The sequence below is a fragment of the Flavonifractor hominis genome (assembly GCF_040095835.1).
Lineage (GTDB): Bacteria > Bacillota > Clostridia > Oscillospirales > Oscillospiraceae > Flavonifractor > Flavonifractor hominis.
Genome location: NZ_JBBMFT010000007.1, coordinates 77,305 through 99,713 on the forward strand (window position 1 = coordinate 77,305; position 22,409 = coordinate 99,713).

Sequence of the window (22,409 nt, forward strand, 5' to 3'; positions counted from 1 at the left end):
CACCCTCAAATCCTGTGCATAGCGTGGAAGATATCCTCCCGCTGGGCATGAATGTCCAGGCAGCGGTCCTTGCCCTCCTGCTCCAGCAGAGCGGCCAGGTCGGCAAAGGGGATATCGCAGTTGCCCGCGTCTACCAGCATGACCATGGTAAAGTCCTCCTGCAGGATGGTCTGGCTGATGTCCAGAATGTTGACGTTGTGCTGGGCCAGCAGGGCACAGACCATGGACATGATGCCCACCCGGTCCTTGCCCAGGACAGTAACGATTGCTCTCATGACAGATTCTCCTTTATTTTTCTTTCGGGGGTACGGCTTTATTGCAGCTCATCCAGAGTCAATTGGAAGGCGGGCAGGAAGTGCTCCAGAAAATAATCCACCTCGGGCAGCCCCATCTGTGTCAGTGCCTCCAGGGTCTGTTCCGCCGCCTGCTTGAATTCCGCGTTGCCCGCCTTGAGCTCTTCCAGACATTTGAGGTGGGCTGAGAGTTTGTCAGCCGCCTTCACCAGCGCCCGGGTGCCGGGATCATATTCCTCCAGCAGCAGGGGAGAGAAGGCGGGACGCAGCGCCTCGGGCAGCATGCCGAGCAGCTTGCGGGCCGCCACGGCCTCCACCTGCTTGTAGGCGTCCCGGATCTCCGGATTGTCGTATTTTACAGGGGTGGGCAGATCGCCTGTCAGGATCTCCGGCGCATCGTGGTAGAGAGCGGCCGCGGCTGCCAGGCCGGGATCAGCCTGCCCGCCCAGCACATCCCGACGGATGACGGCCAGGGCATGGGCCAGCACCGCCACCATGTGGGAGTGTTCCTGGATGTTCTCCTCCACGGTGTTGCGCATCAGTCCCCAGCGGTCGATGTACCGCATCCGGGACAGATAGGCAAAGAAATACTCCTGGTGCGCCATGGTATCCCCTCCCTCAAAAAACAAATTATTTTACCATGAATATAGTGCGCTTGTAAACGGGGAGGGGCGAAAAAACGCTAATGGAGGGAGAACAGACGCCGCAGATGGATCCCCTGGGCCTGGAGGGCGGCCAGATAGAGGGCTGCCCCAAACAGCAGGCAGGCAGTCACCGCGGCGGGCTGGCCGATGCCGTGGTCCAGCAGGACCTGAAAGAGCAGGTTGATCACCAGACCCATGAGCAGGGCTGCAAGGGCGGGGGCGGTGCACCACTGGAACAGCTGGGCCCGCAGCCCCGTGGTCCGGCGCACCGCGGCCCAGTTGAGCAGCATCCCCAGTGCGGCGGAGGCCACAAACCCGGCCACATAGCCCAGAAGGCCCACCCCGGGCAGTCCCATGAGGAAGAAGGTGCATCCCAGCTGCACCAGTCCGCACAGAATGCTGTTGCGGGCTGCGGTGCTCTGCTTCCCCACGCCGTTGAGTGCGCAGGCCAGCACGGACTGATAACAGGAGAAGAGTACGCCGAAGGACAAAGGCAGCATATACCGGCCCACTGTGGGTTCCCGGAAGAGCACCTCGCCGATGGCGGGGCCAAGCACCACCAGCACGGCCATGGCCGGCAGGATGAGCACCGACGTGGCCAGCATGGAGCGGTCCACCCGCCGCTGGATCTGGCTGCGCAGGCCCAGCGCGGCGCTCTCGGCCAGCCGGGGGACCAGCACCAGCCCCAGCGCCCCGATGAAGGCGGTGGGCAGGCACAGCATGGGCACCGTCATGCCGCACAGTACCCCGAAGGCCTCCATGGCCTGCCCCACCTCCGAGCCGGCATGGACCAGCCGCTGAGGGATGAGTACGGCGTTGGCCGAGCCCATCAGGTTGCCCAGCAGGCTGGTCAGACCGATGGGCACCGCGATGGCGCTGATGCGCCGGTCCAGGGCCCGGCGGGTCAGCGGCTGCCCGGGCAGTCCACCGGAGCGGCTCAGGTGCCGGCGGGCCAGCAGCAGAAGGGTGACTGCGGAAAAGAGCTCGCAGACGATCATTCCCAGCACGATCAGGGCCACCGTGCGCTCCGGGTTCTGGGGCAGAAAGAGGACCAACAGTCCCAGAACCGCACCGGTGCGGATAAACTGCTCACACAGCTCCACCGCTGCCGGCGGGCGGATGTTCCCCGTACCGTAGAAAACGTGCTTGTGCAGATTTTCCACCCCGGTGAGCAGCAGGCAGGGCAGCAGCAGGAGCAGGCCGGTCTGGGTACGGGCGTCCCCCAGCAGATAGACCGAAATGGGGTCGTAGAGCACCGCCACCGGCACGGCCACCGCCGCAAACAGGATGAGAAACAACCCGGTGCACCGCCGCAGCACCTGGGCAATGGCCGCCCGGTTGCCGGTGGCGTGAAATTCCGAGGACAGGTTGGATACCGCCACCGTCAGCCCCACAGCGGTGATGGACAGCACCACGGAAAACACCGGCATGATGAGCTGATAGAGCCCCATAACCTCCGCGCCGATCAGGCGGGAGAGCAGGATGCGGTAGACAAAGCCCAGCAGTTGGGACACGAGACTGGTGGCGGTGAGCACCAGCGTGCCATAGAGCATGGATGTACGGTCAAGTTTCACAGCGCGCGCCCCCTTTTCCTGGTTCCTTTCACTCTATTCCCCACCGGTTGTCCCCCATACATCCAGAAAGTTTTTGACAAACCGGAGGCGGAGCGGTATGCTATCATTTAGTGACACATTGCTGTATGAAAGTGAGAGAGCGCCATGATTGCCACCCTTATCAACGTCGTCCTGATCCTGTTGGGCACCCTGCTGGGCCTGCGCTTCAAGCACCTGATCCGCCCGCGCTTTGCCTCGGGAATCACTTTCGCGCTGGGACTGTGTGTACTTGGGATCGGTATCTCCAGTATGATCGCCACGGCCGATACCCTCTGCGTCATCGTATGTATGGTGCTGGGCACCCTGCTGGGAGAAGCGGTGGACATCGAAAAGCGCATGGACAGCGTGGGCGGCTTTCTGCGCAGCCGCCTGCTGCGGGGGGAGAGCAACAGCCGTTTTGTGGAGGGCTTTGTCAACGCCTCGGTGCTCTTCTGCGTGGGGGCGATGGCCATCAACGGCTCCATGGAGGCCGGCATGAACCACAACTATGACATCCTGATCTCCAAGGCGGTCATCGACGGCGTGACCTCCATCACCTTTGCCGCCGCCATGGGAGTGGGGGTGGCGTTTGCCGCACTGCCCATCCTGGTCTATCAGGGAGGGCTGACGCTTATTTTTGCCCTGGTGGGCCAGGGAATGGACCCGGCGGTGGTGAACGAGATGAGCGCCGTGGGCGGCACCATCATCGTGGGCATCGGACTGAACATGCTGGGTCTGCCCAAGGAGAAGCTGCGGGTGGGCAATATGCTGCCGGCCATTTTTCTGCCGCTGGCATATGTTCCGCTGAGCCAGTGGCTGGCGGGAATGCTGGGATGACAGGAGCAGCAGATTGCCCACGGGACCCGCGCAGCGGGACGGCGCTTGGCGCCGCAGGCCGCCGGGATTCAGTTCCGGCGGCCGCAGAGAAAAAGAAGGGGCTCCCGCCGGATACCATCCGGCGGGATACAATATGCTGCCGGCCATTTTTCTGCCGCTGGCATATGTTCCGCTGAGCCAGTGGCTGGCGGGAATGCTGGGATAAGGTTTGATTGCTTCAAAAGGCCCGCCGGGAACCTCCGGCGGGCCTTTTTTCTCCTGTGCCGCAAAAAATTTCAAAAAAATTCACGGATTTCTGAGATATCCCCCTTGCCTGTTTGGTCCGGAAGCGGTATACTAATTGGGTAAGGTTATGTTAAAAAAATAACAATCGCTTGATTGAGAGCTTAACAAGGAGGCAGAACAAATGGGATTTGTGAAGCTGGAAAAGCAGGGCCACGTCGGCATTGTGACCATCGACCGGCAGGAGGCGCTCAACGCGCTGAACAGCCAGGTCCTCAGTGATCTGGACGCGGTGATCGATCAGGTCGCGGCGGACGATGAGATCTATGTTATGATCCTGACCGGCGCGGGCCGCTCCTTTGTTGCGGGCGCCGACATTGGCGAGATGAAGGGCTTTTCTTCCATCGACGGCAAGAAGTTCGGCGTGCACGGCGGCGGCGTGTTCCTGAAGCTGGAGAACATGGCCAAGCCCGTCATTGCCGCTATCAACGGTTTCGCTCTGGGTGGCGGCTGCGAGCTGAGCATGGCCTGCGATATCCGTCTGGCCAGCGAGAAGGCCAAGTTCGGTCAGCCTGAGGTGGGCCTGGGCATCACCCCCGGCTTTGCCGGTACGCAGCGCCTGCCCCGCATCGTGGGTATCTCCAAGGCTATGGAGCTGATCCTGACCGCCAAGGTCATCAAGGCCGACGAGGCCAAGGCCATCGGCCTGGTCAGCGAGGTCTATCCCGCTGAGGAGCTCATGCCCAAGGCTCTGGAGCTGGCCAATGCCATCTGCGCCAACGCCCAGATCGCCGTGCAGGAGTCCAAGCGCTGCATCCGCATGGGCATGCAGACCGATATCGCTACCGGTTCCGCCTTTGAGGCCGAGGCCTTTGGCGTGTGCTGCGGCACCGCCGATAAGGACGAGGGCATGGGCGCGTTCCTGGAGAAGCGCGCGGAGAAGCACTTCCAGAACAAGTAATTCTGTTTGATAAAATCAGGAGGTTACATATTATGAAGAAGATTGTTGTCATTGGCGGCGGCACCATGGGCCTGGACATTGCTCAGGTCTTTGCCAAGAAGGAATTTGACGTGGTCGTCCGCGACATCAACGACGATATCATCAAGGCTTCTGAGGCCCGCCTGAACAAGGGCCTGGATAAGCTGGTTGCCAAGGGCAAGATGGACGAGGCCAAGAAGGCTGACATCCTGGCCCACATGACCTTTACCACCGACCTGAACCTGGCCGCTGATGCCGACCTGGTGGTGGAGGCTGCCATCGAGAACCTGGACATCAAGAAGAGCATCTTCGCCGAGCTGGACAAGATCTGCAAGCCGGAGACCATCCTGGCTTCCAACACCTCTTCCATCTCCATCACCGCCATTGCCGCGGCGACTCAGCGCCCCGACAAGTTCATCGGCATGCACTTCTTCAACCCCGCCACCGTCATGAAGCTGGTGGAGGTCATCCGCGGCGCTCACACCTCCGACGAGACCTATCAGGCCATTCACGACCTGTCCGTGGAGATCGGCAAGGAGCCCGTTGAGGTCAATGAGGCCCCCGGTTTCGTGGTCAACAAGATCCTGATCCCCATGATCAACGAGGCCTGCGACCTGCTGTACACCGGCGTTGCCTCTGCTGAGGGCATCGACACCGCCATGAAGCTGGGCGCCAACCATCCCATGGGCCCCCTGGCTCTGGGCGATCTGGTGGGCCTGGACGTCTGCCTGGCCATCATGGACACTCTGTACAACGAGACCCATGACCCCAAGTACCGCGCCTCCCTGCTGATGCGGAAGATGGTCCGCGCCGGCAAGCTGGGCCGCAAGACCGGCGTCGGCTTCTACGACTACCGCAAGTAAATCATCGCGTCTGATCGTGCGCATAACGACGGGCGGGAGCCCTTGACTCCCGCCCGCCCGTTCTGAAATATAAATCTAGGAGGAAGGCAACAAATGGATCTGCACCTTTCCAAAGAGCAGGAAATGCTCCGCAAGATGTACCGTGACTTCGCCGAGAACGAAGTCAAGCCCCTGGCCGAGTGGGTGGACGAGAACGAGGCGTTCCCCGAGGAGACCGTGAAGAAGATGGCCAAGCTGGGCATGATGGGCATCTATTTCCCCAAGGAATACGGCGGCGCCGGCGCGGATGTGCTGAGCTACGTCATGGCCGTCGAGGAGATGAGCAAGGTCTGCGGCACCACCGGCGTTATCATCTCCGCCCACACCTCCCTGTGCTGCGCTCCCATCTTTGAGAACGGCACCGAGGAGCAGAAGAAGTACTACCTGCCCAAGCTGTGCTCCGGCGAGTGGATCGGCGCGTTCGGCCTGACCGAGCCCGGCGCCGGCACCGACGCCCAGGGCCAGCAGACCACCGCTGTGCTGGATGAGAAGGGCGAGAACTGGATCCTCAACGGTTCCAAGATCTTCATCACCAACGCTGGCTACGCCAACGTGTTCGTGATCTTCGCCATCACCGGCGTGTCCACCGACAAGCGCGGCCGCAAGAAGAAGGAGATCTCCGCCTTCATCGTGGAGCGCACCGATCCCGGCTTCTCCGTGGGCAAGCACGAGAAGAAGATGGGCATCAAGGGCTCTTCCACCTGCGAGCTGATCATGGAGGACTGCGTGATCCCCAAGGACCGTCTGCTGGGCAAGCAGGGCAAGGGCTTCGGCATCGCCATGAAGACCCTGGACGGCGGCCGTATCGGCATCGCTTCCCAGGCTCTGGGTCTGGCCGAGGGCGCCATCGAGGAGACCATCAAGTACACCAAGGAGCGTGTCCAGTTCGGCCGCCGCATCTCCCAGTTCCAGAACACCCAGTTCCAGCTGGCTGACATGCACGCCAAGACCGAGGCTGCCAAGTGGCTGGTGTATTCCGCCGCTATGAAGAAGCAGAATCACGAGCCCTACACCATGGACGCTGCTATGGCCAAGCTGTTTGCGGCCGAGACCGCCAGCGACGTGACCCGCCGCTGCGTGCAGCTGTTCGGCGGCTATGGCTACACCCGTGAGTATCCCGTGGAGCGCATGATGCGCGACGCCAAGATCACCGAGATCTACGAGGGTACCAGCGAGGTTCAGCGCATGGTCATCTCCGCCAACCTGGGCGTGAACTAAAGGAACTGGAGGGAAAATTACGATATGAAATGCATCGTTTGTGTCAAGCAGGTACCTGATACCTCCGGCGTGGTTGCGGTGAAGGAAGACGGCACCATGGACCGTGCCGCCATGGCCACCATTACCAACCACGACGACCTGGCCGCTGTTGAGGCCGCGCTTCGCATCAAGGACGCCACCGGCTGCAAGGTCGTGGTGGTCTCCATGGGCCCCGCCCCTGCTGAGGGCATGCTGCGTGAGCTGCTGGCCATGGGCGCCGACGAGGCCGTGCTGGTCTCCGCCCGTGAGTTCGGCGGTTCCGATACTTACGCCACCTCTCAGATCCTCGCCGCCGCCATCAAGAAGATCGGCATCGAGGATGACGACATCGTGTTCTGCGGCCGTCAGGCCATCGACGGCGATACCGCTCAGGTCGGTCCCCAGATCGCCGAGAAGCTGCACCTGCCCCAGGTCTCCTACGTTGCCGAGATCAACGTGGAGGGCAAGGCTGTCACCGTCAAGCGTCTGCTGGAGGACGGTTACATGACCATCAAGGTCCAGACCCCCTGCCTGCTGACCTGCGTGAAGGAGCTCAACGACGCCCGCTACATGAGCGTTGGCGGCATCATGGAGTGCTACTCCAAGCCCCTGAGCGTGTATGACTACGAGACTCTGAAGAACGATCCTCTCATCGACGTGGATACCATTGGCCTGAAGGGCTCTCCCACGAATGTGTACAAGTCCTTCTCTCCCCCGGTGAAGGGCGCCGGTATGATGATGGAGGGCGCTGACAAGGCGACCGTCGAGAAACTGGTCTCCATCCTCAACGACAAGCACATCATCTGATTGAAAGGAGAGCAACACAATGGCTTTTGATAGTAAAGACACCGCCGCCTTCAAGGGCGTATGGGTTTTCTGTGAGCAGCGTGAGGGCGTCATCATGTCCACCAGCTACCAGCTGCTGAGCGAGGGCCGCAAGCTGGCCAACGATCTGGGCGTGGAGCTGTGCGGCGTGGTCCTGGGCAAGGACATCAAGGAGGACTACCTCAAGGCTCTGGGCGGCTACGGCGCCGACAAGGTCTACTACTGCAACCACGAGCTGCTGGACGTGTACACCACCGACGCCTACACCAAGGTCATCTGCGACCTGGTGGAGGATAAGAAGCCCGAGATCTTCCTCATCGGCGCTACCAACATCGGCCGTGACCTGGGCCCCCGCTGCGCTGCCCGGCTGCACACCGGTCTGACCGCCGACTGCACCCACCTCGACGTGGACGTGGAGAAGTACAAGGCCTTCCTGAAGACCACCTCTACCATCGACGTGGACAACACCGTGTTCGAGGAGAACACCAACCTGAAGATGACCCGTCCTGCTTTCGGCGGTCACCTGATGGCCACCATCATCTGCCCCCGCTTCCGTCCCCAGATGTCCACCGTGCGTCCCGGCGTGATGCAGACCCAGCCCTATGACGAGGCCGGCGCTGCCAAGACCGAGATCGTCAATGTGGACGTAAAGCTGGACAAGTCCGACATCCATGTGGATGTGCTGGAGGTCAAGAAGGCCGCCAAGAAGCTGGTCGATCTGATCGGCGCCGACGTGGTCGTGTCTGTGGGCCGCGGCATCAGCAAGGATGTCGAGGGCGGCATCAAGCTGGCTGAGGAGCTGGCTTCCGTCCTGGGCGGCGTTGTGGGCTCTTCCCGTGCCTGCGTGGACGCCGGCTGGATCGGTGCTGACCACCAGGTCGGCCAGACCGGCAAGACCGTCCATCCCCGCATCTATGTTGCCCTGGGTATCTCCGGCGCCATCCAGCACCTGGCTGGCATGCAGGACTCCGAGTGCATCATCGCGGTGAACAAGAACGAGTCTGCCCCCATCTTCGACGTGGCTTCCTACGGCATCGTGGGCGATCTGTACAAGGTCACTCCCATGCTCATCGAGGCCATCCGCGCCGCCAAGGCCGCGAAGTAAGGCAAAACCAAGCAGAATAAAAAGGAGCCCCTCCGGAAGGAGGGGCTCCTTTTTTGCGTTCAGAGAGGGAAAAGCATCACTTTTCCGCCCAGGTCCCGGTGGCTTCCGCCTTCAGATAGGCGTTGATGAAGCCGTCCAGATCACCGTCCATGACGGCGTTGATGTTGCTGGTCTCATAGCCGGTGCGGTTGTCCTTCACCAGCTGATAGGGCATGAATACGTAGGAGCGGATCTGGCTGCCCCACTCAATCTTCAGCTGCACGCCCTTGATGTCGGAGATCTTCTCCGCGTGGGCCTGCATCTGCAGTTCCACCAGCTTGGAGCGGAGCATCTTCATACAGGTATCCCGGTTCTGGAACTGGCTGCGCTCGGTCTGACAGGAGACCACGATGCCCGTGGGCTTGTGGATGAGACGTACGGCCGAGGAGGTCTTGTTGATGTGCTGACCACCGGCGCCGGAGGAGCGGAACACCTGCATCTCCACATCCTCGGGACGGATGTCCACCTCCACATCGTCAGGAATCTCGGGCATGACCTCCAGCGCGGCGAAGGAAGTCTGCCGCCGGGCATTGGCGTCAAAGGGGGAGACACGTACCAGGCGGTGCACTCCGTGCTCACTGCGCAGGTGACCATAGGCATTCTCGCCCTCGATCATGATGGTGGCGCTCTTCAGTCCGGCCTCGTCGCCGTCCAGATAGTCCAGCGTCTTGCAGACATAGCCGTGCCGCTCCGCCCAGCGGGTATACATGCGGAAGAGCATCTGGGCCCAGTCCTGGGCCTCCGTGCCGCCGGCACCGGCGTGGAAGGTGAGGATGGCGTTGGAGGCGTCGTATTCCCCGGTGAGCAGGGTAGACAGCTTGGCGTCCTCCACCTGGGCCTCCAGTTTGGCGAATCCTTCTTCCACCTCGGGCACCAGGCTTTCGTCCTCCATCTCGTTGCCCAGCTCACAGAGCGTCATCAGATCGTCCCACAGGGTCTTGCGTTTTTGCTGTCCCTCAATCTTGTCCCGCAGGTGCTTAACCCGCTGCTGGACCTTCTGGGCCTTCTCCAGATTATCCCAGAAACCGTCGGAGGCGCTCTCCGACTCCAGCATCTCAGCCTCCCGGGTGGCGGCTTCCAACCCCAGGGCCTGGTCCAGATCGTCCAGCTCTGGGCGGAGGTTATTCAGTTTCACCTTGTATTCATCAAACTGTAGCATCGATACCCACACTCATTTCCATAAAATAGCCCTAATATTATATCCAAACCAATAGAAATTGTAAAGAGATATGGGAAAAAAGCTACCTACAGCGCTATTTGTGAAATGCCCAAAATTATGACGTAATATGTAGCGTATAAACCAAAAAATGTATTGCATTCTAGGGCGATATTGACGGAGTAAACGATAAATGTTAGCATGTTGCTATAAGCATTGGAGGGGTATGCTTTGCTCTGGTTCAATGCATGTTCCAGAATATCAATGAAGAGGAGGAAAAAGCAATGCGTAAGCACATCAGACGCTGTCTGTCCCTGTTGTTGGTGTTGACGCTGCTGCTGGGTATGGTACCGGCGGTGGCGGCCCAGACCGGGGAAAGCCAGCCATCCGTTGCTGAGTCCTTTACCGACTTCCCGTCGGACTGGTCCAGCACGGCGCTGGAGCACGCTGTGGAAAACGGCCTGCTCAACGGAAACAACGGAAAGATCGATCCCCAGGGCCTGCTCAGCCGGGCCCAGATGGCCGCGGTGATCACCCGGGCCTTTGCCGCCGCTGAAACGGCGGATCTGTCCGGCTATACGGATGTGGCGGCCGGCGCGTGGTACTATGAGGCCATGCAGAAGGCAGTGGCCATGGGCGTGATGACGGGGGATGGGAGCCGGCTCAATCCCGACGCGGCCATCACCCGTCAGGAGGCCATGACCGTACTGGCCCGGGCGTTCTGCCTGAGCGACGGCCCTGCCAGCACGCTCAATGCGTTCCAGGATGGGGCGGCAGTGGCCAGCTGGGCTGTGGGTCCGGTGGCGGCCATGGTGTCCGGTGGGTACATCAGTGGAGACGGCAGTGGCCGGCTCAATCCCACGGCCACCATTACCCGGGCGGAGTTTGCCCAGGTCATGGACAATCTGGTGAAGTGCTATCTGCCTGCGGAGTTTGACGCGACGGTAGAGGGCAACGCCGTGGCCCGTGAGGCGGGTACGACCCTCACCGGTGCTCAGGTGACCGGGACGCTTGTACTGGCTGACGGTGTGGCGGATACGACTGTGAGCCTGACCGATACGAAGGTAAGCGACCGGCTGGTCGTCCGCGGCGGCGGCACCGTTCAGCTGACGGGCACAACCACGGTAGGCAGCCTCGTCGTGGCACGCAGCGGGGGCAGTGTGCGTCTGATCAATGAGACGGATACGGCCCTGGATGTGACCGTGCGCAGCGATGTGGTGCTGGAAGGCGCTTTTGGCACTGTGACGGTGGATACGGAAGGTACCGTGGTAACTGCGGCGGAGGGCGCCGTGGTGGACCAGGTAGCGGTACAGGCCGACCATGTGAGCGTGACGGGCGAAGGTACGGTAAAGCAGGTCCAGATCTCCGATTCCGTCACTGGCACGGATGTGACGACCGAAGGCACCGAGATAGACGGGCAGCCTGATGCCGGAACCGGTGAGACCGGTAAGCCCGGGCACTCGGATGAGGACAACGAGGGCCAGATCGTGGTGAGCGCGCTGGAGGATATGACTCTGACGGCAGGCGGCGAGGGTACCGCGGACGTGAGCGCCCAGCCTGCCGGATGCACGTTCTACGTTACCAGCAGCGATGAGCTTGTAGCCACCGCTTCCCTGAACGAGGGTGTGCTGACGGTCCACGCCTTGGCAGAGGGCACGGCACAGATCCGGGTGGAGGCCTCCCGCAACGGCTATAAGACCGGAACAGAGAGCTTTACGGTCACGGTAAAGGAGCCCGAGCCGGAGCAGGGGACCATCACCATCGCGCCCCTGTCCCCCATGGAGCTGGAGGTGGGCGCCAGCGCTGACGCGGCGGTGAGCGCCGTAGCCAGCAACGGCAACACGGTGACCCTGTCGGCCGTTTCCGGCGATCCCACCGTGGCCAGCGTTGCCCTGACCGGGAAGACCCTGACCGTGACCGGTGTGGCCCAGGGCGAGACCACCATCACGGTGACGGCCAGCGCCGCCAATTGCCCCGATGCGCAGCAGAGCTTTACCGTTACGGTAAAGGAGCCTGAGCCGGAGCAGGGGACCATCACCATCGCGCCCCTGCCTGCCATGGAGCTGGAGGTGGGCGCCAGCGCTGACGTGACGGTGAGCGCCGCGGCCAGCAACGGCAACGCAGTGACCCTGTCGGCCGCTTCCGGCGATCCCGCTGTGGCCGGCGTTACCCTGACCGGTGAGACTCTGACCGTGACCGGCGTGGCCCAGGGCGAGACCACCATCACGGTGACGGCCAGCGCCGCCAACTGTCCCGACGTGCAGCAGAGCTTTGCCGTCACGGTGGCCGATCCCGCTGCCCAGACCGATGGACGTATGGTCTTTAATTTCAATTCCGGCTGGATGTTCTCCAAGGGACAGGGCTATAACAACTCTGAGTCCAACCGGGCGGACAAGGAAGAAGTGGTGGTCATCCCTGACACCGAGACGCCCTGGGCGACGGACTATGTGATGGGAGACACCTGGGAGAGTGTCAGCCTGCCCCACACCTATAACGATGTGGATACCTTCGATAACTTTACCGAGACGGGTATGAACGGCGAGCGCAGCGTCTACGGCGGCACCGCCTGGTACAAAAAGACCTTTACCATTCCCGCCGAGTATGAGGGCAAGAAGGTCTTCCTGGAGTTTGAGGCCGCCCGTCAGGCTGCCGAGGTCTATGTAAATGGCCAGAAGCTGGAGGGCAAGAGCGAAAACGGCTTTATCCCCTTTGGCTATGATCTGACTCCCTATCTGAACTTCGGCGGGGAGAACGATATCACCGTCATGACCGACAACTCCTTCCCCTACTATCACATCGGTGAGGACGGCTCCAAGAACGAGCTGAGCTGGGCCGATTCCCACTGGCATCCCAACAACGGCGGACTGTATCGCAACGCGTATCTGTATGTCACCGATCCGCTGCACATCACCCTGCCGCTGTACAGCTTCCTGGAGACCCAGGGTACCTATGTATACACCCAGAATGAGACCGATACCTCCGCTGAGGTGGTAATGGATGCGGAGATCCAGAACGAGTATGACGAAGCCCGGACCTTCACCTATGTGTCCGAGGTGGTGGATATGGACGGCAAGGTGGTCCTCACCGCCCAGAGCGAGGAGCTGACCCTGGAGCCCGGGGCCAAGGAGGTCTTCCATCTGACCGGGACGCTGGACAATCCCAAGCGCTGGTCCACCGAGTATCCCTATCTCTACGAGGTGGTCTCCAAGGTTCTGGTGGACGGGAAGGAAGTGGACTCCACCACCACGCCGCTGGGCGTGCGCACCTTCCGCTTTACCAATGACAGCGGCTTCTTCCTGAATGAGAACTACGTCAAGCTTCAGGGCTGGGGCCAGAAGCCCACCGACGAGTGGGCCGGCCTGGGCGCGGCCTATCCCGACTGGATGCACGCCTTTACCCAGGAACTGATCAAAGACGCCGGCGGCAACTTCATCCGCTGGGGCCACTGCGCCGGTTCCCCCACGCAGATCGCCATCTCCGACCAGTATGGCATCGTTACCCTGCAGCCCGGCGTGGACGGCGAAGGCAGCACCGTGGGCGGCGTGTACAGCGAGTTGTCCTATGAGGTGCGCAAAAACGCCTTCCGGGACATGATCATCTACTACCGCAATAACCCCTCCATCTTCCTGTGGGAGCTGGGCAACCAGAGTATGCCCGATGAGGAGGCCAAGGCCCTGACCGAGATCGTCTACACCTACGACCATCACGGCATGACCGACCCCTCGGACAAACACAACAGCGGCTCCTACGATGAGACCGAGGACGCCTCCAACCGCCTCCTCGCCGTACGCCGGGGCAACAGCGTCATGTCCAAGTATGTGGACGTGTCGGTTACCACCGAGGGCGGCTGGGAGCTCAAGAGCGACGGTAAGCCCGGCGTAGAGGGTGAGTACAACCGCGAGGAGGCCCGCCGGGGTGTCTGGGACCGGTATACCCCCGGCTTTGAGGACTTCAAGACCCCCAGCGGCAGCAGCTATAACCTGACCGACGAGCAGTTCGCTGTCAACCAGGTCTCCAACTATGCCAAGATCTCCTCCAGCGACCACAGCGGCGGCGGCAACTGGATCTTCTCCGACTCCACCAGCCACGGCCGTGTGTACTCCGAAGTCTCCCGGGCCAGCGGTGAGGTGGATGCGGTGCGTCTGCCCAAGGAGGCCTACTATACCCTGTCTACCATCTACACCGACGAGACCGACGTCTATCTGGTGGGCCACTGGAACTACCCAGAGGGCACGGTGAAGGACGTCTATGCGACCTCCGACGCGGCCACTGTCAAGCTGGTGGTGACGGACGAGAACGGCGAGAAGACGGAGTACGACGGGGTCAAATCCAACGGCTATCTCTTCACCTTCCAGAATGTTCAGTACGTCCCCGGCGAGGCGACTGCCATTGCCTATGACAAGGAGGGCAATGAGGTGGGCCGCTCCACCAAGGCGACCCACGGCGAGGCTGTGGCTCTGCGCATCACGCCCATTACAGGTCCTCAGGGCCTGCTGGCCAACGGCTCGGATATCCTGCTGCTGGACGTGGAGGCCGTGGACGCAGAGGGCAACCGCTGCCTTACCTTTGACGGGACGGTAAACGGTCTGAAGACCGAGTTCACCATCAACGACGACAACGGCTGCAGCGTGTGGCGGGGCGGCTACAACAGCGGCATTGAGCACTCCACCAACAACAAGTACCTCTATCTGCAGGGCGGCATCAACCGTGTGGCGGTGCGCACCACCATGAAGGCGGGAGACATTACCGTCACCGCTTCCACCGAGGGACTGGAGAGCGCCACCATTACCGTGACCAGTCAGCCGGTGGACAACACCGGCGGCCTGAGCACGGTGATGAACGAGTTTAAGACCTTGCCGTTGGGCGAGGACCCGGGCGTGGGTGACGGCGAAAAGCCGGAGATCGACGACGGCACCGTCACGGAGCAGAAGTCGGCTCTGATGAAGGAGTCCTCCTACACCGGCAGCGACGGGGAGTTCAACGTCTGCTTCCCCGCCATCCCCGGCGAGCGGGTGTACAGCGATGAGAAGGAGATCGTCTTCGGCGACCTGCCCATCGAGCTGCTCAACAGCGAGTACCTCCAGATCCCCCAGGCCGACGCCAACCTGACCGGCGCCACCGACGTGCTGCAGCTGCGTTTTGCCCGGGATGTGGACCTCTACATTGCCCACGACGATACCATCCAGCCCCGGCCCGCCTGGATTACGGAGGGCTACACCGATACCGGTATGGACATTACGATCAACGGCCATACCCACTCGGTGTTTACCAAGTCCTTTAAAAACGATGAGAGCGTTACCCTCTTCAGCAACGTGGCTGAGGATATGACCCAGGGCGGCAACCAGTACGTGGTGTTCGTCAAGGAGGACGGCCAGGAGACCACCTTCCTCTCCGACAACTTTGAAGGCCAGACCGTAGGCGAGGCGCCTCTGGGCTGGGTGGTGAACACCGCACCCGACACCAGCGCCAAGATCGTGGAGCTGGACGGCAACAAGGCCCTGGAGCTGCTGGATACCAATACCGGCAGTGCGCCCAATATGGCCCTGGTCAGCCGCAAGTTCCTGCCCCAGTCGGGGAAATTCGCGGTGGAGTACCGCATCTATGACTATGACCTGACCGCAGCCGGTAAGGCACAGGACTACGTACGTATCCTGCTGCACAAGGGTGAGCCCAACTCTGACCCCAACGTCCACGACGGCACGGTGGTGGAAAGCTACCTGCGCAGCAACTCCACCCTCTCCGCCCGCTATTATGAGGGCAGCACCCGTAAGGACCTGACGGTCCAGCAGCTGACGGCGGAGCACTGGTACAAGATCCGCTACATCGTGGATATGGACAACGCCAGCTATGACATCTATGTGGACGACCAGCTGGCCAAGTCGGGCGTCAAGTTCCGCAACAATCTGGACTTTGTGGATCACCTGATCCTGGGGTCCGGCGGCGGCAGCGGTACCCACGTGCTTATCGACGATGTGAAGGTGGAGCTCATCGACAGCGCTCTGAGCTCCATCGAGGTCAACGGCGCGCCGCTGAGTGGTTTTGATCCGGATACGACCTCTTATGAGCACACCCTGCCCTTCGGCACCGAGCAGGCCCCCGTGGTGACTGCCACGGCCCGGGACCCCTACGCCACGGTAGACATCACCCAGCCGGAGAGCACCACCGGTACCGCCACCATCGTGGTCACTGCCCTGACCGGCGGCCAGACCACTTATACGGTGCGCTTCCAGGTGGCCGGAGCCCTGAACGAGACGCTGGATGACATCACTCTGGACGGCGTCTCCCTGAAGGGCTTCCAGAGCGATACCCACAGCTACGAGATCGTACTGGCGCCCGAGGCGGAGTATCCCCAGGTCAAGGGCACGGCCCCCGATCCCTCCGACGAGGTCGTGGTGACCCAGGCCACCCAGGAGAATCCTGTGGCCACCCTCACCGTCAACGGCACGGGAGTGTACACCATCTCCTTCACCAAGGCCGAGTATGAGCTCCAGGACGACTTTGACGGAGCGGAGCTGAGCTCGGTCTGGACCCAGAACACCTCTGCCGCTACTCAGGATACCGCTACTCTGGTGGAGGTGGACGGCCGGGGCAATGTGCTCAACCTGGCCGATACGGGCAGCACCATGCTCTTTGTCCATGGCCAGCTGGCCCACGAGTACACCACCACCGACCTGGCGGGCAAGAAGATCGTATTGGAGTGGGAGCTCAACCCGGGCGATGCCCAGCAGTGGATCCGCGGGCTGTTCTCCAAGTCCAATGACTGCTCGGACAACAACGGCAAGGCCGACATGGCCGTGGAGGTATACACCAGTGTGGCCTCCAAGGGTGCCGGCGACGTACAGTACAAAAACGAAGTGGACGGCGGAAACGTGAAGCTCTCGCCTCCGGCGAACAGCGGTACGGTAAAGAACGGCCAGTGGAACACCATGAAGCTGGAGGTCATGCCCGACAGCGGCACCTTCCGCATCACCGTCAACGGCGTCAGCTTTGTGGGAGACACGGACGGAGCTGTCCGCCTCAACGATGGGGATCAGACCCGGTTCTCCTTCGTTCAGTTTGGCACTGGCGGCGGCGCTACGGGCACCGTACAGATCGACAACGTCCGGGTGTACGTGTGCAGCGATATTGACTGAGTTTACAGCATAGACATTCAGCGGGCCGGGGCCGGCGGTCAACCACCGGCCCCGGCCCGCATCCTGCCGTAGAGCAGGGATACCCGGAAGGAGCGATTGCATGAAGTATCTGCCCATCAAGCTGGCGGCCCTGTTTACAGGTATCGCCGCGCTGATGTTTGAGCTGATCTGGACCCGGTATCTGGGGATCCTGCTGGGCAGTTCTACCTATGCGGTGGGCACGGTGACGGCCTGCTACATGGTGGGACTGGCCCTGGGCAGCTTTCTGTTGGGAGCGTTGGCCGGACGGCGCCCCATGGTGGCCGCGCTGGCGGCCATGGGCGGCTTTGGCGTGCTGTGCCTGCTCTCACCCCTGACCTATCGGGCGGTGCGGGCGTTGTCCGTCCAGCTGGGGGGCGGGCTGGGAGCGCGGGTGGCCGTGAGCTTTGCTGCCCTGCTGCTGCCTACGATCTTGGTGGGAGGTATGATTCCCGCTCTGGCGGTGCTGGCGCGACGCCGGGTAGGGGAGGGTGCCCTCTATGCCTTCCACACCCTTGGCTCGGTGTTGGGAGCCGGGGTCGCCGGCTTCTGGACCATTGGAACGCTGGGACTGAGCGGGAGCGCCGCTGTGGCTGGCGGCATGGCTATACTGTCCTGGGGACTGGCAGGCTGGCGGCGGCCAGAGCCTCCCCTGCCCCAGACGGCCGCCCCGGCTGGACGGACTTACCCCGTGTTCCTGCGGCGGGCGGCGGTGGCGGTATATACCATTTCGGGCTTTACCGCCATGGCGTTCCAGATGTATCAGACCAAGCTGCTGACCTGGTTCTTCATGGACAGCGCCTATGACTTTGCCATTATTCTGATGGTTTTCCTCACGGGGTCGGCGCTGGGCAACTTCCTCTTTTCCGCTGTGGCCCGTCGGGAGACAGACCACACCGCCTGGCTCATGGGCAGCCAGCTGCTGGTAGGCGTGTTCAGCGTGCTGGGCGTGCTGCTGGCCCAGCAACTGCCCTACTGGACCGAGCACATCCAGCGGACCAGCCAGCTGGTTCCTCAGTTTGGCGACGGCGCCTGGCTGATGGCCGTGCTGTGCAAGGCTGGAGTGGCCGCCCTCTTTCTGCTGCCGGTGACGGTGCTGTGGGGCGGTGCGTTCCCCCTGGTCAGCCGGATCTGCAGGGGAGAGGAGGCCCGTCAGGGCGCACGGCTTGGCTGGATGCTGGGGTGGAATACCGTGGGTTCGGCTGCCGGTTCCCTGCTGGGCAGCTTTGTCATGGTCCCGCTGGTGGGCTGGCGGGGGTCTATCCTGGTCAACGCCGGGCTCAATGTGCTGGCGTTTCTCATCCTCTTTGCCTTCTGGCAGAGAACCGCGGCACGGCGACGGGGGCTGTGTGCGGCGGCGGTGATACCTGTGGCCATGGCGGTGTTGCTGCCGGAATGGAACCGGTTTGAGATGTCCACTTCCTTCCTGGCGCCGGGACAGGATGTGGAAGGGTACGTGGATTACCTCTATTACCAGGAGGATGCCTACGGCGTCACTACGGTGGTGGATTTTCTGCCAAGTGCCCAGAAATATCTGATTACCAACCGCCTTTACTGCCAGAATACCTCAGTGATGGGGGGCGCGGAGGATCACCGCCGGCTGGGGTATATCCCCTTGCTCCTGAAGCCGGATGCCGAGACCATGCTTGTCACCGGCCTGGGAGCCGGCATAACGCTGGACGGCGCGGCCTCCCGCAGCAGTGTGCAGGTGGATTGCGTAGAGATCTCCGAGGCGGTCATCGAAGCGGCCCGCTGTTTTGAAGAGGAGAACCACGGCGTGCTGGACCGGGAGAACGTCACCGTGATCGCCGACGACGCCCGCAGCTATGTGGCCCGGTGTGAGGAGACCTATGATCTCATCGTGGCGGATATCTTCTTCCCCATGAGCTCCGGGTCGGGAAACCTGTTCAGCCGGGAGTACTATACCGACTGCCTGGCCCGGCTGAGTGAGGACGGCCTGATGATCCAGTGGCTGCCCCTGCATCAGTTTTCCGAGCAGACGCTGGAGATTGCCCTCAACACCTTTGCCGAGGTGTTTGACTATGCCTACCTATGGTATGGCCTGATTGGCGATTCCACGCCGGTGGCGGGCATTGTGGGTAGCAGGCAGCCCTTGGAGCTGTCTTTGGAAGAAGTGGAGGCGGTCTATGCGCAGGAACCGGAACTGGCAGAGCAGCTGGCACAGACTGCGCTGGACGACCCTTACATGTTCCTCAGCCACTTCATTGCGCCTGTTTATTATGACAGTGCCTTGCCTGTCAATACCGACGACCGGCCGGTACTGGAATACCTTACCCCCCGTATCCAGCAGGACTATGCCGTCTGCGGTCGGGAGAATTTGGCGGCGCTGACGCAGGCCAAGCAGAGTACGCTCACTTGTCTGGAGGATACTCCGGCGCTGGACAGCGTCCTTATGGAGCAATACGACCAGGAGATCCGGGACTTTGCCGGGCTTTTTACACAGGAAGATTAAAACCAAACGGCCCGCACGCTGCAGAAGCAGTGTGCGGGCCATTATTTCTAAGCTTAGGCAGGAAAAAACCGCCCATGGGCGGGCGGTTTTTAGCGGTCGCTGGCCAGCCAGTCGGGCGAAGCGCGGAAAATCAGATCATCCACATCCTCATGGGTGTCTGTAGCCTGGGCCGGTTCCTCATAGTGTTGCCGCTTCATGCGGATCCCTCCTTCATTGGTGATGTACACCTCAGTATATTCCAGATGCTGGGAGAATGTGCGGGAGTTCTGTCGGAGAAAAATTTAAAGATTGGGGTTGACAATTACAAGTGCTTATGATATTCTAAATAAGCACTTAAAACAAGAGAGACTGGAGCCCTCCACGCCGGAGTGGCGGAATTGGCAGACGCCCGGGACTTAAAATCCTGTGGGAGCGATCCCGTGCCGGTTCGAGCCCGGTCTCCGGCACCATATCGCGGGGTAGAGCAGTTCGGTAGCTCGTCGGGCTCATAACCCGGAGGTCGGTGGTTCAAATCCATCCCCCGCAACCATAAACCCGTCAGAATCCATGGATTCTGACGGGTTTTCTCTTGTTTTCATCATTTTTTCTGGATGATTATTTTTGCCGTTTTTATCTGACCCAAACCGTGACCCATACGGGATCTCGGAGCGTTCAGGGCTGGAGACTGCCGGAGAGGATACTGCCCATCGTTTTGGCCGCCTGGCGCTGGGAGGCCGTGGTCACATGGGCGTAGGTGTCCAGGGTAAACCCCGCCGAGAAGTGCCCCAGCATTCCGGATACCGTTTTCACGTCCACCCCGTTCTGGAGGGCCAGGGTGGCAAATGTGTGACGCAAATCGTGGAACCTCACTCGAGGTAGCCCTGCCCGTTTCAGCACCCGGTGGAGCATGTGCAGCACGCTGTCCGGTGAAATCGGCCTGCCGGTGGGGCTAGGGAACACCCACGGGCTGTCTCCTGTTTTCTGTTTCTGTGCTTTCAGAACGCCTATCGTATCCTCTGCCAGCGGCAGGGTGCGGTAGGCGTTTTTCGTTTTCAGGGGCGCCTCCACCACCTCGCCGTTGATCCGGGCGATCTGCCGCCGTACCCGGAGGTCACCCCGCTCCAAATCAATGTCCACCCATTTCAGGCCGAGAAGTTCTCCCCGGCGGAGCCCAGTAGCCAATTCCAGATAGTAGAGCTCAAACACGCCGCTGTCCTTGGACTCTCTCAGGAAGGACTGGAGCTGCTCCACCAGCAGGGTTTTCATCTCCTTGTGCTCCAGCCGGGGCAGGGCACAGCCCTCCGCAGGATTTGCGGTGATCAGTTTCTGCTCCCTGGCTAAGTTCATCGCAGAGGAGATGATCTGGTGGATGTTCCGCACGGTCTTGGGGCTCAGCCCCTTGGCCTGGTGCCTGGACTCCAGCCGGCCTGCCCTTCCCTGCTCCAGCAGCTTCTTGTAGAACTTCTGCAATTCCAGAGGAGTGAGTTTTTCCAGGGGGACCTTGCCAATGTTGGGTTTGATGTGGTTGTCGATGTAGCCCCGGTAGGTCTGGTGGGAGGATGGCCGTACTTTTATCTTGGCGTAGTGCTCAAACCACACCTCCATCCACTGCCCCACCGTGTACCGGCCAACCTTGGCCGTGTCCAGTCCTTTCGCTTCCTCGATTGCTTGTTTCAGCTTGGCCTTGGCCTCTGCCTGGGTTTTTCCCAGGACGTTCTTGTAGATGGCCCTGCCCGTCTCCGGGTCGCGGCCGGCGGTGTACCGGCCCTCCCAGCGACCGTCCTTGCGCTTGCGGAGGTTTCCCTCCCCGTTGGCTCTACGTTTTGCCATGGCTTATTACCTCCTTTGCAGCAACACAACATACCGCAGAAGAGGAGAAATAGCTAGGCCAACGACGCAGAGTTAACAGAACATTATCATTTGCCTTTTCTTTGTTACAACGTATCATTTCCCGTCCAGCGCAAAAGACCCTATCTTTGTTTTATGTGGCGCAGGATTTGCGTACCCCGGCGTGGAAGGATGTCCCCAGCCCAAACGCCCCCACAGCGGCGGTCAAAAAGGCTGGAACCAGCTGGTAACACTGCCTTTCTCAATACTACCGACCACCTAAAACTTCGAACTCCGCCTTCAGCGACCACCTAAGCTTGGTCTGAGCCGAAATCCCGCAACCCCTTGGCACGCCCCGCACTGCGGGGCGTTGTGATTGGGCCGGCGGCGGTTCACCGACGTCGGTCCTTTATCCTAGTACTAAAATCGAACGCCTCCGGAGAACCCAGAATCGGGCCCCCGGAGGCCTTTTCTCTCTGGAATTCATGCTACTCTGGGAGGGCAGATTTTCCGTGACACTCCCGCCCAGGAACCACTTGCCCACACGCGGCCCAACGCCGCCAAAATCCCGTTTCAGGGGGCCCTGCCCCACCCCTGCCCCGAAACCGGCACACAGGGGTGACACGGCCGTGACGGCGGTCGCTCCCTGGCTTGTCCCTCTCTGCACTTTGCCGCACGCTGTGCGCTTCTCCCGAGAAGTGGGTGCGGGTTTCCGCCCGCAAAAGGCGTTTGGCAGGCACTTACGGCAGTTCGCCTCCACCTCAGAATGGGCAAAATCTCTCCGAAAGGAAATTAACGATTGACAACGAATAAAATGGGGAATACAATCAAGTTGCTACAAATAAAATAGCGAACGCACAGGTGCGTCTCCCCTCCGGGTGGAGACGGAAAAGGGAAGCCGGGTGAAACTCCCGCACAGGGCCGCTGCTGTAATTGCGGAGTCCCGCCAAAAATGCCACTGGCAGGTAATGCCGGGAAGGCTGGCGTGGACGGAGACGCATGAGTCAGAAAACCTGCCTGCTGCGTGCACAGGACATGCTCTTCGGATCTCAGGAGCCAGTGTGCGGCAGAGGAATATCCCCCGTAGGCGGGGGATGAACTGTTTGCAGGAAAACCGGGATCGGAGCACGCTCCGACCCCGGTTTTTTG

At 61.1% G+C, this 22,409-nt stretch carries 14 protein-coding genes, 2 tRNA genes and 1 riboswitch; of the genes, 11 read left to right on the forward strand and 5 right to left on the reverse strand.

What is annotated here, in order from left to right; genetic code table 11:
* Nucleotides 1-5: 5 nt before the first annotated feature.
* The 3 genes from WMO45_RS11025 to WMO45_RS11035 form a co-directional block, all read right to left on the reverse strand.
* Nucleotides 6-275 carry an ACT domain-containing protein gene (locus tag WMO45_RS11025; RefSeq protein ID WP_349140817.1) on the reverse strand — a complete coding sequence of 90 codons (270 nt, stop codon included), beginning with the start codon at nucleotides 273-275 and terminating at the stop codon, nucleotides 6-8.
* Nucleotides 276-313: 38 nt separating this feature from the next.
* Nucleotides 314-898, reverse strand: coding sequence for a 5'-deoxynucleotidase (yfbR, locus tag WMO45_RS11030; RefSeq protein WP_349140818.1), 585 nt, complete (start codon nucleotides 896-898; stop codon nucleotides 314-316).
* A gap of 77 nt (nucleotides 899-975) precedes the next feature.
* Entirely contained in the window at nucleotides 976-2,511 is a 1,536-nt protein-coding gene (locus WMO45_RS11035; RefSeq protein ID WP_349140820.1) for a putative polysaccharide biosynthesis protein, read from the reverse strand.
* Nucleotides 2,512-2,655: 144 nt separating this feature from the next.
* On the opposite strand from WMO45_RS11035, the gene WMO45_RS11040 reads away from it, so the two are divergent.
* The 7 genes from WMO45_RS11040 (at nucleotide 2,656) to acrA (ending at nucleotide 8,635) form a co-directional block, all read left to right on the forward strand.
* On the forward strand, nucleotides 2,656-3,366 hold the full coding sequence (locus WMO45_RS11040; RefSeq protein ID WP_349140822.1) for a DUF554 domain-containing protein: 711 nt from the start codon (nucleotides 2,656-2,658) through the stop codon (nucleotides 3,364-3,366).
* Nucleotides 3,367-3,379: 13 nt separating this feature from the next.
* Nucleotides 3,380-3,571 (forward strand): hypothetical protein, encoded by a 192-nt coding sequence (locus WMO45_RS11045; protein WP_349140823.1) that lies wholly within the window; start codon nucleotides 3,380-3,382, stop codon nucleotides 3,569-3,571.
* 201 nt (nucleotides 3,572-3,772) lie between these two features.
* Entirely contained in the window at nucleotides 3,773-4,549 is a 777-nt protein-coding gene (locus WMO45_RS11050) for an enoyl-CoA hydratase-related protein (RefSeq protein WP_349140824.1), read from the forward strand.
* Nucleotides 4,550-4,581: 32 nt separating this feature from the next.
* Nucleotides 4,582-5,430: a 3-hydroxybutyryl-CoA dehydrogenase gene (locus tag WMO45_RS11055; RefSeq protein ID WP_349140826.1), complete on the forward strand. Its 849-nt coding sequence runs from the start codon at nucleotides 4,582-4,584 to the stop codon at nucleotides 5,428-5,430.
* Nucleotides 5,431-5,523: 93 nt separating this feature from the next.
* Nucleotides 5,524-6,687, forward strand: coding sequence for an acyl-CoA dehydrogenase (locus WMO45_RS11060; RefSeq protein ID WP_349140827.1), 1,164 nt, complete (start codon nucleotides 5,524-5,526; stop codon nucleotides 6,685-6,687).
* A gap of 24 nt (nucleotides 6,688-6,711) precedes the next feature.
* Nucleotides 6,712-7,512 (forward strand): acryloyl-CoA reductase electron transfer subunit gamma, encoded by an 801-nt coding sequence (gene acrB / locus WMO45_RS11065; protein WP_349140828.1) that lies wholly within the window; start codon nucleotides 6,712-6,714, stop codon nucleotides 7,510-7,512.
* A gap of 19 nt (nucleotides 7,513-7,531) precedes the next feature.
* Nucleotides 7,532-8,635, forward strand: coding sequence for an acryloyl-CoA reductase electron transfer subunit beta (gene acrA, locus WMO45_RS11070; protein WP_349140829.1), 1,104 nt, complete (start codon nucleotides 7,532-7,534; stop codon nucleotides 8,633-8,635).
* 76 nt (nucleotides 8,636-8,711) lie between these two features.
* Here the strand turns inward: acrA and prfB are convergent, their stop codons facing one another.
* Nucleotides 8,712-9,833 (reverse strand): peptide chain release factor 2, encoded by a 1,122-nt coding sequence (prfB, locus tag WMO45_RS11075; protein ID WP_349140830.1) that lies wholly within the window; start codon nucleotides 9,831-9,833, stop codon nucleotides 8,712-8,714.
* Nucleotides 9,834-10,114: 281 nt separating this feature from the next.
* Between prfB and WMO45_RS11080 the strand changes: the two genes are divergently transcribed.
* The 4 genes from WMO45_RS11080 (at nucleotide 10,115) to WMO45_RS11095 (ending at nucleotide 19,983) form a co-directional block, all read left to right on the forward strand.
* Complete coding sequence (locus tag WMO45_RS11080; RefSeq protein WP_349140831.1) at nucleotides 10,115-16,963, forward strand: S-layer homology domain-containing protein; 6,849 nt, start codon at nucleotides 10,115-10,117, stop codon at nucleotides 16,961-16,963.
* A gap of 100 nt (nucleotides 16,964-17,063) precedes the next feature.
* Complete coding sequence (locus WMO45_RS11085) at nucleotides 17,064-19,454, forward strand: spermine/spermidine synthase domain-containing protein (RefSeq protein ID WP_349140833.1); 2,391 nt, start codon at nucleotides 17,064-17,066, stop codon at nucleotides 19,452-19,454.
* 362 nt (nucleotides 19,455-19,816) lie between these two features.
* Nucleotides 19,817-19,903 (forward strand) — tRNA-Leu (locus tag WMO45_RS11090).
* 3 nt (nucleotides 19,904-19,906) lie between these two features.
* Nucleotides 19,907-19,983: transfer RNA gene (locus WMO45_RS11095), tRNA-Met, on the forward strand.
* Between the two features lie 122 nt (nucleotides 19,984-20,105).
* On the opposite strand, the gene WMO45_RS11100 is transcribed toward WMO45_RS11095, so the two are convergent.
* Nucleotides 20,106-21,263, reverse strand: coding sequence for a tyrosine-type recombinase/integrase (locus WMO45_RS11100; RefSeq protein ID WP_009260727.1), 1,158 nt, complete (start codon nucleotides 21,261-21,263; stop codon nucleotides 20,106-20,108).
* An 840-nt stretch (nucleotides 21,264-22,103) separates the two neighbouring features.
* Nucleotides 22,104-22,295, forward strand: a riboswitch (cobalamin riboswitch).
* Nucleotides 22,296-22,409: the final 114 nt, after the last annotated feature.